Annotated in this window: 16 protein-coding genes; 4 read left to right on the top strand and 12 right to left on the bottom strand. The window is 70.2% G+C overall.

Annotated features, from left to right (window positions below; all coding sequences use genetic code 11):
* Positions 1–22: 22 nt before the first annotated feature.
* From yicI to PV410_RS14805, 4 genes are all read right to left on the bottom strand, one after another.
* Positions 23–2,299, bottom strand: a complete 2,277-nt coding sequence (yicI, locus tag PV410_RS14820; RefSeq protein ID WP_500324672.1) for an alpha-xylosidase — start codon at positions 2,297–2,299, stop codon at positions 23–25.
* Positions 2,300–2,478: 179 nt separating this feature from the next.
* Complete coding sequence (locus PV410_RS14815) at positions 2,479–3,264, bottom strand: carbohydrate ABC transporter permease (protein ID WP_499517024.1); 786 nt, start codon at positions 3,262–3,264, stop codon at positions 2,479–2,481.
* A gap of 32 nt (positions 3,265–3,296) precedes the next feature.
* Positions 3,297–4,199 carry a carbohydrate ABC transporter permease gene (locus PV410_RS14810; protein WP_500324670.1) on the bottom strand — a complete coding sequence of 301 codons (903 nt, stop codon included), beginning with the start codon at positions 4,197–4,199 and terminating at the stop codon, positions 3,297–3,299.
* Positions 4,196–5,437 (bottom strand): ABC transporter substrate-binding protein, encoded by a 1,242-nt coding sequence (locus PV410_RS14805; protein ID WP_500324668.1) that lies wholly within the window; start codon positions 5,435–5,437, stop codon positions 4,196–4,198. The genes PV410_RS14810 and PV410_RS14805 overlap by 4 nt, the downstream gene beginning before the upstream one ends.
* A 773-nt stretch (positions 5,438–6,210) precedes the next feature.
* On the opposite strand from PV410_RS14805, the gene PV410_RS14800 reads away from it, so the two are divergent.
* Positions 6,211–6,537 carry a hypothetical protein gene (locus PV410_RS14800; protein ID WP_500324666.1) on the top strand — a complete coding sequence of 109 codons (327 nt, stop codon included), beginning with the start codon at positions 6,211–6,213 and terminating at the stop codon, positions 6,535–6,537.
* 90 nt (positions 6,538–6,627) lie between these two features.
* Here PV410_RS14800 and PV410_RS14795 read toward each other — a convergent pair whose 3' ends face one another.
* Positions 6,628–7,095, bottom strand: coding sequence for a hypothetical protein (locus PV410_RS14795; RefSeq protein WP_500324665.1), 468 nt, complete (start codon positions 7,093–7,095; stop codon positions 6,628–6,630).
* Positions 7,096–7,496: 401 nt separating this feature from the next.
* Here PV410_RS14795 and PV410_RS14790 point away from each other — a divergent pair, with 401 nt between their 5' ends.
* The 3 genes from PV410_RS14790 to PV410_RS14780 all read left to right on the top strand — a co-directional run bounded on the left by PV410_RS14790 (position 7,497) and on the right by PV410_RS14780 (position 9,928).
* Positions 7,497–7,829, top strand: a complete 333-nt coding sequence (locus PV410_RS14790) for a tetratricopeptide repeat protein (RefSeq protein ID WP_179279764.1) — start codon at positions 7,497–7,499, stop codon at positions 7,827–7,829.
* 138 nt (positions 7,830–7,967) lie between these two features.
* Entirely contained in the window at positions 7,968–9,113 is a 1,146-nt protein-coding gene (locus PV410_RS14785; protein WP_500324662.1) for an alpha/beta hydrolase, read from the top strand.
* 110 nt (positions 9,114–9,223) lie between these two features.
* Positions 9,224–9,928, top strand: a complete 705-nt coding sequence (locus tag PV410_RS14780) for a TetR/AcrR family transcriptional regulator (protein ID WP_500324661.1) — start codon at positions 9,224–9,226, stop codon at positions 9,926–9,928.
* Positions 9,929–10,045: 117 nt separating this feature from the next.
* Here the strand turns inward: PV410_RS14780 and PV410_RS14775 are convergent, their stop codons facing one another.
* From PV410_RS14775 to eboE, 7 genes are all read right to left on the bottom strand, one after another.
* Positions 10,046–10,381, bottom strand: a complete 336-nt coding sequence (locus PV410_RS14775) for a nuclear transport factor 2 family protein (RefSeq protein ID WP_500324659.1) — start codon at positions 10,379–10,381, stop codon at positions 10,046–10,048.
* A 104-nt stretch (positions 10,382–10,485) separates the two neighbouring features.
* Entirely contained in the window at positions 10,486–11,391 is a 906-nt protein-coding gene (locus tag PV410_RS14770; RefSeq protein ID WP_500324657.1) for an SDR family NAD(P)-dependent oxidoreductase, read from the bottom strand.
* A 210-nt stretch (positions 11,392–11,601) separates the two neighbouring features.
* Entirely contained in the window at positions 11,602–12,345 is a 744-nt protein-coding gene (locus PV410_RS14765) for an SDR family oxidoreductase (RefSeq protein ID WP_500324655.1), read from the bottom strand.
* A 237-nt stretch (positions 12,346–12,582) separates the two neighbouring features.
* A complete protein-coding gene (locus tag PV410_RS14760) occupies positions 12,583–12,819 on the bottom strand; it encodes a hypothetical protein (RefSeq protein ID WP_500324654.1) in 237 nt (78 codons plus the stop codon).
* Between the two features lie 557 nt (positions 12,820–13,376).
* Positions 13,377–14,429 carry a sugar phosphate isomerase/epimerase family protein gene (locus tag PV410_RS14755; protein WP_500324652.1) on the bottom strand — a complete coding sequence of 351 codons (1,053 nt, stop codon included), beginning with the start codon at positions 14,427–14,429 and terminating at the stop codon, positions 13,377–13,379.
* Between the two features lie 34 nt (positions 14,430–14,463).
* A complete protein-coding gene (locus tag PV410_RS14750) occupies positions 14,464–15,852 on the bottom strand; it encodes an alkaline phosphatase family protein (RefSeq protein WP_500324650.1) in 1,389 nt (462 codons plus the stop codon).
* Positions 15,849–17,018 carry a metabolite traffic protein EboE gene (eboE, locus tag PV410_RS14745; RefSeq protein ID WP_500324649.1) on the bottom strand — a complete coding sequence of 390 codons (1,170 nt, stop codon included), beginning with the start codon at positions 17,016–17,018 and terminating at the stop codon, positions 15,849–15,851. The genes PV410_RS14750 and eboE overlap by 4 nt, the downstream gene beginning before the upstream one ends.
* Positions 17,019–17,026: the final 8 nt, after the last annotated feature.

Raw genomic sequence — 17,026 nt, 5'->3', positions numbered from 1 at the left:
ACGTGCGTGCAGCAGACCGCCCTCAGGAGCCCGCGAGCTCAAGGGTGAGGACGGCGGTACCGGCCGCCGCACGCACGGAGGCTCCGCCGGCCACCTCGACGCCCCACGGGAGCGACGCGTCGGAGGTCTCGGCCCGCAGCGTGGAGCCCTCGCGCACGACGGTGATCTCGGCCGCGGCCGTGCCGTCCTCGCGGGGGATCCGCACGGTGGTGCGGGAGCCGTCGGCGGGCTCGAAGACCCGGACGGTGACGTCGTCCGCCCACGCGTAGTCGGGGCGGTCGGTGACCGCGCCGACCGGGATCGCGGAACCGGGCCGGGCCAGCAGCGGGACGCTCAGGTAGTCGTGGGTCTCGCGCACCCAGCGCGGACCGGTGACCTTCTCGCCGGTCGTGAAGTGGGTCCAGGTGCCCTCGGGCACGTAGTACGACACCTCGCCGTCCTCGGAGAACACCGGCGCGACGAGCAGGTCCCCGCCGAGCATGTACTGGCGCTCCAGCGAGGCGCAGCCCGGGTCGTCCGGGAACTCCAGCACCATGGCCCGCATCATCGGGACGCCCTCGGTGTGCGCCTGGTGCGCGGCACCGTAGAGGTAGGGCATGAGGCTCAGCTTGAGCTTGGTGAAGTGGCGGAGGACGTCCACCGCCTCCTCGTCGAACAGCCACGGCACGCGGTAGGACGAGGAACCGTGCAGCCGGCTGTGCGAGGAGAGCATGCCGAAGGCGGTCCAGCGCTTGAACAGACCCGCGTCGGGCAGCCCCTCGAAGCCGCCGATGTCGTGGCTCCAGTAGCCGAAGCCGGACAGGCCGAGCGACAGGCCGCCGCGCAGCGACTCGGCCATCGACTCGTACGTGGACTCGCAGTCGCCGCCCCAGTGCACGGGGAACTGCTGGCCGCCGGCCGTGGCCGAGCGCGCGAAGAGCACGGCCTCGCCCTCGCCGCGGTGCTTGCGCAGCACGTCGAAGACGGTCTTGTTGTACAGCTGCGTGTAGTAGTTGTGCATGCGCTCCGGGTCGGAGCCGTCGAACCAGGCGACGTCGGTGGGCACGCGCTCGCCGAAGTCGGTCTTGAAGCAGTCGACGCCCATGTCGAGGAGGGCCTCGAGCTTGGACGCGTACCAGGCGCAGGCGTCGGGGTTGGTGAAGTCGACCAGGGCCATGCCGGGCTGCCACAGGTCCCACTGCCACACGCCGCCGTCAGGGCGCTTGAGGAGGTAGCCGGCCGCCTTGCCCTCGGCGAACAGCGGTGAGCGCTGGGCTATGTAGGGGTTGATCCACACGCAGATGTGGAGGTCGCGCTCCTTCAGCCGGCGCAGCATCCCCTCGGGGTCGGGGAAGACGCGCGGGTCCCACTCGAAGTCGCACCAGTTGAACTCGCGCATCCAGAAGCAGTCGAAGTGGAAGGCCGACAGCGGCAGGTCGCGCTCGGCCATGCCCTCGACGAATCCGGTGACGGTCTGCTCGTCGTAGGAGGTGGTGAACGACGTGGTCAGCCACAGCCCGAAGGACCAGGCGGGCGGCAGGGCCGGACGGCCGGTGAGCGCGGTGTACTTGCGCAGGATCTCCTTCGGCGTGGGGCCGTGGATGACGTAGTACTGCAGCTGCTGCCGCTCGGCGCTGAACTGGACGCGCGAGACCTGCTCGGAGGCGACCTCGAAGGAGACCTTGCCGGGGTCGTCGACGAAGACGCCGTAGCCGGCGTCGGTCAGGTAGAACGGGATGTTCTTGTAGGACTGCTCGCTGCTGGTGCCGCCGTCGGCGTTCCAGATGTCGACGGTCTGGCCGTTCTTGACCAGCGGGCCGAAGCGCTCGCCGAGCCCGTAGACGGAGGTGCCGACGGCCAGCCGGAGCTGCTCGCGGACGTGGTGCTCGCCCTCGGCGGTCTCCATCAGCGCCATGGCCTTGACGTCGCTGCTGGTGAGGGTGCGTCCGTCGGCCTGGAACTCCATCCGCCACTCGCCGTCGAGGCGGAAGCGGACGCTCAGGTCGCCGGAGGTCAGGACGGCCTGCTCCTCGTCGACCGTCACGAGGGGCTCGTGCGACTCGTGGTGCAGCTCGAAGTGCGGCCCGGTCTCGACGTCGCCCTCGAAGTGGGTGATGCGCACACCGATGACACCGGGCATGGGCGCGGTGCAGTCGACCGTGACGAGCGGGCCCTTGAGCAGGTCGCCGCGGTGCCGGATGTGCTGGGTGGGCGCGTGGACCCGCAACGTTCCGGGGCCCGGGACGGCATCGAGGACCTCGGCCGGATACGCCGCCGTGACGCCTTCGCGCAGCAGCCAGTACCCGTTGGTGAACTTCATGGTCGATGCCTTTCCCGGTGGGCGGCCACCGGCGTTCTCGGTACGTGTGGGAGCAGGTGGGGCCGGCTCTGCCTCCTGCCGCGGAGCGGGGAGGCAGCGGGGAGGCAGAGCCGTGGGCGGGACGCGGGGAGGTCATCCGCCCGGGTGGAGGGCCACGGACACGGTGGTCCGGGCGCGGATCACTTCACGGCGCCGACGGCGATGCCGCGGGTGAGGGTCCGCTGGAAGAGCAGGAAGAAGACGATCGCGGGCAGCGCGCCGAGCAGGCCGGCCGCGTTGGTCATCGTCGCGTCCATCAGACGCTGACCCTGGAGCACGCCGAGCGCGACCGAGACGGTCTGGTTGTCGTTCGACGGCAGCATGACCAGGGGCAGCAGGAACTCGTTCCAGGTCCAGATGAAGAAGAACACCAGCAGGACGCCCAGGGTGGGCCGGCTGACCGGGACCACCATCCGCCACAGGATCTGCCAGCTGTTGGCGCCGTCGATCCTGGCCGCCTCGATGATCTCCTTCGGGAAGGCTCCGAGCACGGAGGAGAGGAGGTAGGTGCCGAACGCCGCCTGCACGACGCTGAAGACGATGATCAGGCTCAGCCTGGTGTCGTACAGGCCCACCTGCTTGGACAGGTAGTACAGCGGGTAGACCAGCGCTTCCTGCGGCAGCACGTTGGCCAGCACGAAGAAGGCGAGGAAGTACGCCTTGCCCTTGATCCTCCCGATGCCGATCGCGTACGCGTTCAGCACCGAGAGGATGACGCCGAACACGGCCACCGAACCTGAGATCACGATCGAGTTGATCAGCGTGTGCCCGAAGTTGACCCGGGTCCAGAAGTCCGTCAGGCCGTCCAGGTGGAGGCCGTGGGGCAGCGAGAGCGGGCCGTGCGCGGAGTAGTCGGCGGGCGACTTCAGCGCGTTGATGAGCACGATCAGGAGCGGCAGCACCATGAAGATCGCGCCGAGGATCATGGCCACCAGCACGGGGTAGCGCTTGAGCGCCTTCACTGTGCGTCCTCCGATCGGGTCTGGAAGCGCAGGCCGACCGTGGTCAGCGCCAGGATGATCAGGGTGAGGACCGTCGCGATCGCCGAGCCGTAGCCCACGTCGGTCTTCTCGAAGAAGGTCGAGAAGGAGAAGTAGGACGGGACGATGGTCGAGTCGGCGGGTCCGCCCTTGGTGAGGACGTAGACCGCGCCGAAGACCTTGAGGGCCGCGATGGTGCACCACAGCATCACCACGTAGATCTCGGGGCGGATCTGGGGCAGCGTCACGTGCCAGAAACGCTGCCACCAGTTCGTCCCGTCCAGCTCGGCCGCCTCGTAGAGCGAGGGATCGACCCGCTGGAGTCCCGCCATGAAGATCACGACGGGGAACCCCAGCTGCACCCAGACCATGACGGCCATCACGCTGTAGAGCGCGAACTTCGGGTCACCCAGCCAGTCCTGCTGGAGCGAGCCCAGGCCGACCGCCTTCAGCAGCTCGTTGAGCGAGCCGTTCTCGGGGGCCAGGATCCAGCTCCAGACGATGCCCGCCACGGTGATGGGCAGGACCTGCGGGAGGTAGAAGCAGGCACGCAGCACGCTGGCCAGCTTCGAACCGAAGTGCTTGCCGATGAAGTCGAACAGCGCCGCGGCCACCACCAGGCCGACGGCGGTGGGGATCACCGCCATCGCCAGGACCATGGCGACGCTGTGCCGGAAGGACTCCCAGAACCGCGAGTCCTTCATCAGCTCCCGGTAGTTCTCCAGCCCCGCCCAGGTGGGCGAGCCGACGCCCTGCCAGTGCGTGAAGCTGAAGTAGATGTTCATCACGAACGGCACGATCACGACGGCCAGGAAGGCGATGACACCCGGGATCAAGTACAGCGCGTAGGGATTGCGCAGCCGGAGGGGTCGGGCACTCATGACGTGGGCGCACCCGCGTCATAGGCCTTCTGCAGCTCGTCCAGGACCTGGTCCGGGGTGCCGCTGCCGGTGATCAGCTTCTGGGTGGCCGAGACCAGCACGTCGTAGAAGCCGGGGACCGGCCAGTCGGGGTAGAAGGCGAGACCGTCCTGGTCCGAGACCTTGTTGAAGTTCTCGATCAGCTCCTTGGAGCTGGGGTCGGTGATCGCCGAGGGCTCGGCCGCGACGGGCACGCCGCCGTTGTTGCCGAGGGTGTTCTGGATCCCCTTCTTCATCGTGATGTCGATGAAGTCGTAGGCCAGCTGCTTGTTCTTGGCGTTCTTCGGGACGACCCAGAGGTTGCCGCCCGAGCCGAGGGTCATCTTGGACTCCGGGAAGAGGAACGAGCCCCACTGGAACTTGTTCTCGTCACGGAAGCGGCCGTACCACCAGCTGCCCGAGAAGAAGATCGGGGACTTGCCGCCGATGAAGGAGACGCCGGCGTCCTCGGCCTTGGCGCCACTGCTCGTCTTGGCGATGTAGCCCTTCTTCACCCAGTCCGACAGGGTGTTGGCGGCGTACGTCCAGGCGGCGTCGTGGAAGTCCGCCTTGCCCTTGTAGAGCTCGAAGGAGTCGACCCAGCTGCGGTCGGCCTTGGTCAGGGCCAGCTGGTACAGGTACTGGTGGGCCGGGTACTCGGCGCCGCCGTTGGCGAGCGGGGTGATGCCCTTGGCCTTGAAGGCGGCGAGCGCCTGCTCGAACTCGTTGAACGTGGTCGGGACCTTCACGTTGTTCTTCGCGAAGAGGTCCTTGTTGTAGTACACCATCGTGTACTCACCGAAGTTCGGGATGCCGTACCAGTTGCCGGAGCCCATGACGCCCTTGGCGTCGTAGCGGCTGGTGGTGGTGACGCTGGGGCTGAGCAGCTTGTCCCAGCCGTACTTGGTGACCTGCGGGGTGAGGTCGGTCAGCAGGCCCTGCTTGGCCAGCAGGCCGGCCGTGGCGTTGCCCTTGTTGTACTCCATGAGGTCAGGGGCGTTGCTGGAGTTGAGCACCATCGAGGCGGTCTTCTGGATCTGCTCGAAGCCCTTGGCCTCGAACTCGACCTTGACGCCCGGGTGGCTCTTCTTGAACTCCTCTATCGCCTGGTTCCAGGCGATGCCCATGGCACTGTTCGGGGCTTCGTAGTGCCAGAGCTTCAGCGTCTTACCGTCGCCCTCCGCACCCCCGTCCGAGCTTCCGCACGAAGTGATGAGCATGGCGCCCGCAAGGGCAGCTGCTGCGAGAGCCAGCGGTCTGCGCACCTTCAACATTGAAGTGACCTCCACCTGGGCCGAACGAGTGAGGCGTCCATCGAATGGTTTCGATGCGACGCGTCGAAGCGCTTCGACGCAGGACCGTATGCAGCGATCGCGGATATGTCAATGGTGTTAACAAATCGCCGACCAGCGATTTTGAAGCGTTACCGACGCGCAACAGCTGCGCGACATGCGACGGATGCCCGGAGTGACCACATGGGGACGCAGCGGTGCCGCCGGAGGGGCGGAAGCGCTTGACAGCGAAGCGGATTCATCTCTTCCGGATTCCGGAGGGAAATTCCCCTACACCCCACTGGCATCACTTGCCCCTTCTGTCGCATTTGCCATATCAGCCCCTGCGGTCACGGGGGACTCGTGGCGGAAGGGGTCGCACCGCGGCCTCAACCAGTTTGGTCCGAGGGCCCGTTGGGCGGCCGCTGACGCAACGGAACCTATGCGGTACGCACGGTTGAAAGGGCGTCACAGTAGAGCAAAAGATACCAATATGCACTTTTTGTCGGATCCCTTTGACGGACGGCACAAAACGTGCCTACCGTTCATATAGGGACGTCTTCAACTACAGATATCTGTTCCGGCGTTCCACGTCCGTGAGGTGCGTCCGCACCAGACGCCCGCACCCCCATCTGCGCCGGGGTCACGCGCACGATCCGGCGCGACGGCGGCCCGCTCCGTGCGGACCGCGACCCGAAGTCCAGATCCCCGAAGGGGGAGTCATGCGCACGCTTACCATCCGCAGGATCGCCGCCGCCGCCGTGGTGGCGCCCCTGCTCGCCTTCGCCGGAGCCACCGCGGCCAGCGCGGCGACGCCACAGACAGCACCCACCACCGCGCAGTCCGTCGTCGACCACGGCGGCGGCTGGGGCGGCGGACACGGTGGCGGCCACGGTGGCGGCCACGGCGGCTGGGGCTGGGGGAACGGCTACGGCTGGGGCGGCTACGGCGGCTACGGGGGTTACGGCGGCTATGGCGGTTACGGCGGCTACTACGGCTTCTACCCCGGCTTCTACGGGACCGGCTTCTACGGAGGCTTCTACCGCTGAGAGCCATATCCACTGAAGATCATCGAGGAACGACCGACGGCCCCCGCGACGCGGGGGCCGTCGGCGTGTCCTGCGCCGTCGCGCGCCCGCTCAGTCCCACAGCTCGCGGACCGGGTCGTGCGGCCAGGAGGGTTCGGTGTCGGGGTAGGTGATCGTGAGCTTGGTGAAGTGCCGCAGGTGCGGGTCCTCGGGCCAGGGCTTGCTCTCGGAGAGCCTGATCTTGACCGGGAAGGTGTGGAAGTGGCCTGCCGCGCAGTACGGATCGCAGTCGTTGGCTTCCTCGTAACCGGTGCCCACGGCCGACTCGCTGCCCCAGTGCGACCAGTACAGACCGCCCAGCCGGTCGTTCCCGTCCCCGCAGGCCAGGAGGAAGTCCGGGGGCATCACCAGTCCCCGGCCGAAGCACGTGACGAGCACCGTGGCGTAGGTCGGGGCGGCGCCGCCAGGGGCGGCCCGGGCCGTCGCGGCGCCGGCGGCGGCCGTGGCCGGGGCGGCCGCGACCACGGTCGCGAGGGCGGCGGACGCGGCAGTCAGGGCGAGGGTGCGGAGGAGTGGCATGTCGTTCTGCCTTCCTGGCCGCTGCCGGGGGTGGTGGCGGTCGTGGGCGAGGATGCGGTCCGGAGTGCCGCTGCGGGGTCGCGGGATGCGGGGGCGCGGTTGCCGGCGTCCCGAGGGGCCGCTGTGCGGCGGAGAACGGGAGCGGAGGAGAGCGGAGGACGGCGGGAGATCCTCGGACGTGCGGCCATGCGGCCTCGAAGTCACGTTCCCCCAGGAGGGTGAGGCGCGCAACCCGGCCGGGCCCCATCCGACTCCGGACGACACGTACGGTGATCGGGCGGGCACACAAAGATTCCGGCAGATCAAGGGGCGGAGTGGAACAAATCAGACACTTGCCCCGGTTGGAAGGCATACCAAGGAGACCGTCCTTCGACCGAGGTGATGCAGTAGTGGGCACCGACATGAGCAGTCCGACCACGGAGACGTTCAAGCGCGCCGTGCTCTTCTTCAACCGGCAGCGCTACGCCGCCGCGGCCCGGACGCTCGCGTCCATCGTGGACGTGGCACCCCGCAACATGGCGGTGCGCATGCTGCTGGCCCGGTCGTACTACTTCTCCGCGCAGCTGTCGCGGGCCGAGGCGGAGCTGCGCGACCTCCTGCGTGCCGAGCCGCAGGACGCGCACGCGCACCTCCTCCTCGGGCGCACGCTGGAGCGTCAGGGCCGGCTCGCCGAAGCGGCCCCCCACCTGCGGCTCGCCGACGCGATGACCGCCTGGGACCTCGTCGTGGTCTGACCCTCCGGGCCCGGTGAGGCCGCGTGGCGCCGACGCCCGCGGGCCACTCCCCCGGCCCATCCCCGGTTGTCCGGACCGTACCGCCTCCGCAGGCTGCTCACGTGGGGGCCATCGACCGACCACGGTTCGGAGACCGCAATGACCTGTCCGCACGTCCGGTCCATAACGCGACGCAAGGCACGCTACGCCGTCGCAGTCCTCCTCGCGGCGGCCGCGGGCCTCACGGCCTGCGGCGAGAGGGCGACGAACGTCCTGCGCGTCGACCACGCGGTGCCCGCCGACACGCCCGCGCCGAAGGTGCCGTGCGGCAACCCGCCGGTGCGGCTGGACCCGCAGGACCAGGACTTCCTCGACCAGCTGGCGGCGGCGGACGGCCCGCCGCTGTACACGCTCTCCTACACGGCCGCCCGGGAGGTGCTGAACAAGCTGCAGGCGGGCCCGGTGGACACGCTCCCTGCGCAGATCAGCGAGCGGACCGTGCCCGGCGGACCGACCGGCCCGGTGTCCGTGCACGTCGTACGGCCCGAGGGCGCCAAGGGGGACCTGCCCGGGATCGTCTACATCCACGGCGGCGGGTGGGTGCTGGGCAACTTCAAGACCCACGAACGCCTGGTGCGCGAGCTCGCCAACGGCGCGCAGGCGGCGGTGGTCTTCGTCGACTACACCCCTTCGCCCGAGGCCCAGTTCCCCGTGCCGATCGAGCAGGCGTACACCGTGGCCAAGTGGGTCGCCGACCACGGCGGCCAGATCGGCGTGGACCCCTCGCGGCTGGCCGTCGCCGGCGACTCCGTGGGCGGTGACATGACCGCCGCCGTGGCGATGATGGCCAAGCAGCGCGGCGGACCCGACTTCCGCCGCCAGGTGATGCTGTACCCGGTCACGGACGCGAACTTCGACACCGCCTCGTACAACCGCTTCGCGGAGAACTGCTGGCTCACCAAGCCCGCGATGAAGTGGTTCTGGGACGCGTACGCCCCCCGCCTCAAGGACCGGCAGAACCCGCTGGCCGCCCCGCTGCGCGCCACGGTCGACGAGCTGCGCGGCCTGCCTCCGGCGCTGATGATCACGGACTCCGACGTCCTCCACGACGAGGGCACCGCGTACGCGGAGAAGCTGCGGAAGGCCGGTGTGCCCGTCCAGCTCACGCACTACCCCGAGATCACGCACGACTTCATGATGCTCAACGCCCTCCGCGGCACCGAGTCCAACAAGAAGGCGGTGGCCGAGGCCACCACGGCGCTGCGCGAGGCGCTGCACGGGGAGGGCTCCGGCCCCGCCAAGTGACCCTCCCGGCACGCGGGACGTGGAGGGGCGGCCGGCACACCCGGCCACTCCTCCACGGTCTGACGACCGAGAAGTTTCCCTTGGTAACAAATTTCTGTTATCGTCGATTCATGGAGGAAAGGGCGACCACCCGAGAGCGGATCATGTCCGCCGCCGCTGCCCTGCTCGCCGAGGGCGGCCGCGACGCGGTCTCGACCCGGTCGGTCAGCAAGGCGGCGGCCGTTCAGCCGCCGACCATCTACCGGCAGTTCGGCGACATGCAGGGCCTGCTCGACGCCGTCGCGGCGGAGGGCTTCGCCGACTACCTGCACCGCAAGACCGACCGGGTGCGGGCCACCGACCCGGTCGAGGACCTGCGCTGGGGCTGGGACCTGCACATCGAGTTCGGTGTGGCCAACCCGGAGATATACCAGCTGATGTTCGGTCAGCCCAGGCCCGGGGCCGAGCCGGCGGCCGTGACGGAGTCCTTCAACGTCCTCCGCGGCCTGGTGACCCGGGTCGCCGAGGCGGGCCGGCTGAGCGTCGACGTGGAACGCGCCATGCTGATGATCCACTCGGCCGGCTGCGGGGTCGTCCTGACGCTGATCGCCACGGTGCCCGAGGCTCGCGACCCGGAGCTGTCGCCCCGGACGCGGGAGGCCATACTCGCCGCCATCACCACCGCGGAGCCCGAGGAGGCCGCCGAGGAGGAGCGCCGGTCGATCGCCCGTACCGTCGCCTTCAAGGCCGTGCTCCCCGAGATCGGGGAGATCCTCACGCCCGGTGAACGCATCCTGCTGAACGAGCTGCTGGACCGCATCACGCACTCCGCCTGAGCCGCCACGCGCGGCGGCTCAGGCCGCCGCGGCCGGTCCGCTGCAGAAGAACGCCCGGTGGGGAGCCGTCATGTGACGGTTCCCCACCGGGCGTTCGCGTGTCCCGGCACCTGCCTGTCAGCCGGTGATCCTCATCAGGGCGACCCTGTCGCCCTCGACGGTGAAGGCGAAGTCCGACGGGCCGTTGAATCCGTCGCCGCCGACCTGGGCGGAGACGATCACCTGGTCCCCCCGCCGGGTCACCGCGGTGACCTTCAGGGAGACCTTGACGCCGATGAACTCGCGGTCGCTCCATCCCTCGACCGCTTCACGGCCCTCGAAGCGGCGGCCCCAGTCGTCCACCGCGCCGTGCTCGGTGAACTGGTCGAGGAAAGCCTCGGTGTCATGGGCGTTCGCCGCGGCGACGGCGCGCCGTACGGGCTCGGGAAGCTCGGGAAACTCGGAGGTGGTCATGACGGTTCTCCTTCTCGGTGCCTCCCGGCGCACCGGCCCCCGAAGGGTCCGGTGCGCCGGGAGGCCGCGGCGGGTGGCTGCTGAGCCGGTCGGCTGTGGGGCCGTCAGGCTTCGGCGCGGGGGCTGAGCAGGTCGTCCAGGCCGATCCGGTGGTAGAAGTCCTGGCGGATGCGGTCGGCGACCACGGAGACGGCCTCCGAGCCGTCGTCGGCGGGGTCGATGTGGGTGCGGAACGGCCGCTTGCCGGCGGGGAGCCCGACGACGCGGACGATCTCGCGCGCCACCTCCGCCACGTCGGCGTCAGCCGGGGTGATGGCGGCCAGGGCGCGGCCGACCTGCTCGGTCAGGCCCGCGTACCGGGTCTCGTAGGCCGCGACGGTGCCGGTGTCGGCGGGGTGGCCCGCGTTCGCGAAGTGGTTCGTGCCGGAGGTGAAGGCGCCGGGGACGACGATGGAGGTGTCGATGCCGAAGCGGGCGAGCTCGGCTGCGTAACTGACGGCGACGGCGTCCATGGCGGCCTTAGCGGCGAAGTACGGCGCCAGGTAGGGCGGGGTGCCCCCGCGGGTGCTGCTGGACCCGACCCAGAGCAGCAGACCGTGTCCTTGCGCCCGCAGGTGCGGCAGTGCGGCGCGGTTCACCCGCTGGGTGCCCAGCACATTGGTGTCGTAGACCGCGGCCATCTCCTCCGGGGTGAAGGCTTCGGTGGGGCCGAGCACCATGTGGCCCGCGTTGTGGACCAGGACGTCCAGCCGGCCGGCCTCGCTCAGGACGGTGGCGACGGCGCGGTCCGCGCTGTCCTGGGACAGCACGTCGAGTTCGACGACCCGCAGGTCGATGCCCTCGCGGGCGGCCCGTTCACGTACCTGCGCCGCACGCTCGGCGTTGCGGCCGGATATGTCGCGCATGCTCGCGTAGACCGTGTGGCCCGCGGAGGCCAGAGCGTGGGCGGCCAGCGCGCCGAATCCGGAGCTCGCACCGGTGACCAGGACGACGGAGGACACGGGGGACATGACGGATCTCCTTGGGCTGATGGGGACCGGTCCCGGCGGCTGTGGCGTCCGGGCCCCGGGTCGGGGTGGGGTGGCACGAGGTGGTGGATCTGCCGGGGCAGGATGCGGTCGAGGTGCGGGGTGCCGGGCGGGTCGACGACCCGGCGGTCCGGCGGACGGACCGGCGGTGCGGTGCCCGGAGGGGTCGCGCGGAGGTGTACGGCCGGCGGGTCAGGCCGCTCCGCCGTTGGCGAAGATCGTCTGACCGTTGATCCAGCGACCGGGGCCGGCCAGGAAGGAGACGATCTCGGCGACGTCCTGAGGGGAGCCGAGGCGCTCGAGGGGGTTCAGCTTCGCGAACCGGTCTATGGTCGCCTCGTCCTTGCCGTTGAGGAACAGGTCGGTGGCGACCGGGCCGGGCGCGACGGCGTTCACGGTGATGTCGCGGCCGCGCAGCTCCCGGGCCAGGATCAGGCTGATGGCCTCGACCGCACCCTTCGACGCGGCGTACGCCGCGTAGGTCGGCGTGGCGATCCGGGTCTGGGACGAGGACACGTTGATCACGGCGCCGCCCTCGCGGAGCCTGCGGGCGGCCTGCTGGTTGACCACAAAGGTGCCGCGGATGTTGGTGCGGTGCATGCGGTCAAGGGCGTCGAGGTCGAAGTCCGCCACGGTGTTCAGGATCATGAGGCCGGCCGAGTTGACCACGACGTCCACACCGCCGAACTCCCGCTCCGCGGCGTCGAAGAGCTCCTGGACCGCCTTCTCGTCGGCGACGTCAGCCTGAACCGCGAGGCCGGAACCGCCGATGGCGGCGATCTGGGTGACGGTCGCGTCGGCGTCGGCCTGGTTGCCGGCGTAGGCGACGACGACCGCCTGGCCGTCGGCGGCCAGGCGCAGCGCGACTTCGCGGCCGATGCCGCGGGAGCCGCCCGTGACGATCGCGACGCGGCGAGTGGTGGTGGTCTCGGTCATGGCGGTCTCCTGATCGCGCGAGGGGGGCGACTCCTTCCATCGCCCCGCTTCCGCTGATAACGGTGCCACGTTATCGGCGGAAACGCAAGCAGCGATAACGTTGACTTGTTATCGCCGTACACATGGGAGTCCGCGGTGCGCACCGCCCCGCACGCACGGGGGCCGCCGCCCCTGTACGGGGGCGGCGGCCCGGGGGACCGACGGCCGTCACGCGTGGGCGCTCAGGCCGGCCGGAGGTCAGTGGAAGCGACCGCCGAAGAAGAAGGGGTCGAAGAGGTAGGGCCCGAAGAGGTACGAGCCGAAGAAGCCGCGGTCGAAGCGGTAGGAGTCACGGTGGTGGCCGCGCCCACCGTGACCACGGTCGTAGCCGCCGCGGCCGTGGTCGCCCGTGACGTGGGTTCCCTTGGTGCCGGCGAGGTCCGGGGTGGCGGCGCCGGCGGCAGTGGCACCACCCAGCAGAACGACAGAGGCCACACCGACAGCGGCCACAAAACGGGAAACGCGCATACTGACTCTCCTGTCTCGGCGGGCACCGTGGCGATACCCGCAGGGTTCCGACATGGAGAGCCTGCGTCGAGGACATCCGCGCCGCACGACGGAATTCCGTCACGCTCCGTCACGCGACGCCGCGTCAGGTGCGGCGAACGGTGGACTGCGGACGGCGTGCACAGCGCCGAATTCCTGATGATCACGGGTCCGACGGGGCCTCAATGACTCCACCACGCACCGTAATCACGAACCGTCACGTCCGGACCTCCCGACGAGTGAATCCTCGTCACCGACAACGTACGCCAACGCGGCCACCCAGCCCCCGGGACGACCGAGCCGACCGCGGGCCCGGAGCGGATGGGACCCGCTCCGTCCCTGGTCATGGGCTCGCGCGTCGCTGCGGCCGCAGGACTGCCCGAAGTCGCGGCGACGCGCAAGCCCGGCTTCTCCCGGGAAGACGAAGGGCCCCGGCCCGCCCGAGCGGCGGGCACGGGGCCCCTCCGGCATGCCGGACGGCGCGTCAGATCGTCACCGACACGGCGTCAGCAGTCCTTCTCGCGCAGCGAGTGCAGGTACGCGCTCGACCTGCGGGCGAAGCTGAAGGAATCGGGCGGCGTGTCGTGCTCGGTCTGCCAGTGGTGGTCGAGGCGGCCGCCGTGTGTGCGCGTCACGGCCGAGATGAACCGCTGGTAGTCGATGTCCCCGTCCCCGACGTCGACCATGCGGTAGCCGTCGGCGTTGGTGTCGTCGCGCTCACCGTCCTTGACGTGGAAGAGGGGGTAGCGGTCGGGCTGCTTCAGGACGTAGCGCAGCGGGTCGAAGGGGGCGGGGGTGCCGTCCGCACGCTTGGAGAACCGGAACTGGCCCGCGTAGGCCCAGTAGATGTCCATCTCCAGGTAGACCAGGTCGGGGTCGGTCTCGGCGAGGAGGACGTCGTACAGCCGCACTCCCGGGCGGTCGGTGGCGAAGGAGAACTCCTCCGCGTGGTTGTGCTGGTAGAACTTCATGCCGCGGGCCTTGGCGGCCGCGCCGTACTCGTTGAACTCCTCGGCGCAGCGCTTCCAGCCGTCGACGGTGCTGCCGTACCGCCAGGGACCGGACGCCGTTCCGATGTGCTTCAGCCCGAGAGCCTGGGCGTCGTCGAGGACCTTCGTCAGGTTCTGGGCGAAGGTGTAGGCGTTCGGGTCGCCGTCGTTGTAGTAGCCGACGTGGCTGCCGATGGCGCGCAATCCGTGGTCGCGGGCGAGCCGGCGCAGCTGGGCGAGGGTGATGGCGCCCGCGGAGCCCTGCGTGTAGCCGGCGTACTCGATCTCGTCGTAGCCGTACTTCTGGAGTTCCGCGAAGACGGGGGCGAAGCCCAGTGTGGAGACCTTGTCGCGCAGCGAGTACAGCTGGATGCCGAGGCGGCCGGGAGGCAGGACCGGGCGGCCGTGGCCCTTGCCGTGCCCCTTGCTCTGGGCGGCGGCAGCGGTGGGGGCGGCCAGGCCGAGCAGCGCGGCGGCGCCGGCTCCGGCGGCGACGCCCAGCATGCCGCGTCTGCTGAGCTTGCGGCTGAGCTCCGGGTCGGGGGTGCTGTTACGACGCGAGCTGGTCATTGTGGATAACTCCTTGGCGTCGGTGATGTGTGGTTCAGTGGAGTCCTGCCAGGCGCAGGAGCAGGGACTTCACTTCGGTGGCCGCCACGCGGCCGCCGACGGCACGGGGGATGGAGCAGAGGATGAGCGGACCTTCTTCGTCGCTCGCCGGGAGGCGGCCGTGGCTGCCGCGAATAGGCGAGGGGTCGAGCGGCACGACCGCCATGCGGTAGCGCATGCCGAGCTTCTTGCGGGCCAGTGCGGTGGCGGCCTTGACGCGGACGTAGGGGTCCGCGGGGTCCATGAACAGTTCGACGGGGTCGTAGCCGGGTTTGCGATGGATCTCGACGAGCCGGGCGAAGTCGGGTGCCCTGTCGTCGTCAAGCCAGTAGTAGTACGTGAACCAGGCGTCCGGGTCCGCCACGGCGACGAGCTCGCCGGAGCGCGGATGGTCCAGACCGTGCCGCTTCTTGCCCTCGTCGTCGAGGAGTTCGGCGACGCCGGGCAGCGTGGCGAGGACCTTGCGGGTGGCTTCGAGGTCCTCGGGACGGCGCACGTACACATGGGCGATCTGGTGGTCGGCGACCGCGAACGCGCGGGAGGCCATCGCGTCGAGGTACTCCATCCCGTCCTGGGTGTGGACCTCCAGCAGCCCGGCGCGCCGCAGCTCGCGGTTGATGTCGACGGGCCGGCTGACCGGCGTGATCGCGTACTCGGAGAGCGCCACCACCGTGCGGCCCTCCCGGCGTGCGTCGTCGAGGAGCGGGGCCAGGGCCTCGTCCAGCTCGGTGGCCGCGCGGCGGGAGCGGGGGTCGTCCGGACCGAACCGCTGCAGGTCGTAGTCGAGGTGCGGGAGGTAGCAGAGGGCGAGGTCGGGTGTGCGGGTGCGCAGGATGTGCCGGGTGGCGTCGATGATCCAGCGGCTGGAGACGATGTCGGCGCCGGGGCCCCAGAAGTGGAAGAGGGGGAAGGTACCGAGGGCGTCGGTGAGCTCGTCGTGGAGCTCGGGGGGCCGGGTGTAGCAGTCGGGCTCCTTGCGGCCGTCCGCGTAGTAGACGGGGCGCGGGGTGACCGTGACATCGGTGTCGGCGCCCATGGCGTACCACCAGCAGATGTTGGCCACGGTGTAGCCCGGGTGGGCACGGCGGGCGGCGTCCCACAGCTTGTCGCCGGCGACGAGACCGTTGTGCTGGCGCCACAGCAGGACGTCGCCGAGTTCGCGGAGGTACCAGCCGTTGCCGACGATGCCGTGCCCGGCGGGCGGCGCACCCGTGAGGAAGGTGGACTGGGCGGCACAGGTCACCGCGGGCAGGACGGTGCCGAGCGGGGCCTGTGAGCCGCTGTCCGCGAGCCGCCTCAGATGCGGCATGTGGTCCAGGAGCCGGGGGGTGAGGCCGACGACGTCGAGGACGAGGAGGGGGGCCGGCCCGGCGGTGTCGGTCATGGGAGTTCCTTCAGGCCGAGGTCGTGGAGGAGGTCGCGGGCCAGACCGAGTTCCGCGGCGATGCCGTCGGCGAGCTGGGCCCGGGTGCGTGGGCGCAGCTCGGCGGGGAGGGCCTGCCAGGTGTAGGTCTCGACCTCGAGGTGGTGGGTCAGCGGGGACGGGCCGCCGACGAGGCGGGCGAGGGCGTCCTTCAGGACGGGGACGGTGGAGGTGAGCGGAGGCGCCGGCGGTGCGTGCAGCGGCACGTGGAAGTGGGCGCGCCAGGGTGCGCCGGTGGGGAGCGGCCCCTCGGTGAGCGCCTGGTGGAGGTCGTCGGTGCCGTGCAACCCGCCGGCGGTGCGGGCGCGCGTCTGGTGGAGGAAGCGGGGTTCGGAGAAGGCGGCGAGCGCGTCGCGTACGTCCTGCAGGTGCGGGTGTTCGGCGTGCAGGGCGGCGGAGAGCTGGACCTTGGGGATGGTGATGCCCGCCGCGGTGAGCGCGTCCAGCGCGGCGGCGGGTTCTTCGAAGGAGGTGGCGAGATGGCAGGTGTCGACGCACACGCCGATGCGGGGGTGGGCGATCGCCGTGAGGGGCTCTATCGCGTCCGCGGTGGTCTCGACGATGCAGCCCGGTTCGGGTTCCAGGGCGATCCTGATGGACTTGCCGGTGAGTTCGGCCAGCGCGTCGAGCCGTCCGGCGAGGGTGGTGAGGGCGGTCCTGGCGCTCCGCGCGGCACGCTCGTCCCAGAGGGTGCGCCAGGCGAGCGGGAGGGTGGAGATCGATCCTTCGGTGACGTCGGCGGGGAGCAGGGCGGCGAGGAGGTCGGCGAGGCCGCTGGTGTAGGCGAGCCGCTCCGGCTCGGTCCAGTCCGGCCGGTAGACCCGGTACTTGACCTCGGCGGCGCCGAAGCCCTGGTAGGGGAAGCCGTTGAGGGTGACGACCTCGAGGCCGCGGCGGTCGAGTGCGGTGCGCAGCCCGCGCAGGGCGGCCGGATCGGTGTGGAGGGCGCGCGCGGCGTCCTTGGCGAGCCACAGCCCGATGCCGAGGCGGTCCCGGCCCAGCCGTTTGCGCACGGGTTCGCAGTGGTCGCGGAGCTGCGAGAGGACTCCGTCGAGCGTCTCCGCGGGATGGACGTTGGTGCAGTAGGCCAGGTGGACGACGGAGCCGTCGGGGTGCCGGAAGCGCATGGGTACCG

Origin of the sequence: Streptomyces sp. PA03-5A (assembly GCF_033792725.1) — a bacterium.
Lineage (GTDB): Bacteria > Actinomycetota > Actinomycetes > Streptomycetales > Streptomycetaceae > Actinacidiphila.
Note: the sequence above shows the minus strand (reverse complement) of the source record. Positions and strands in the feature narration are given on the sequence as shown.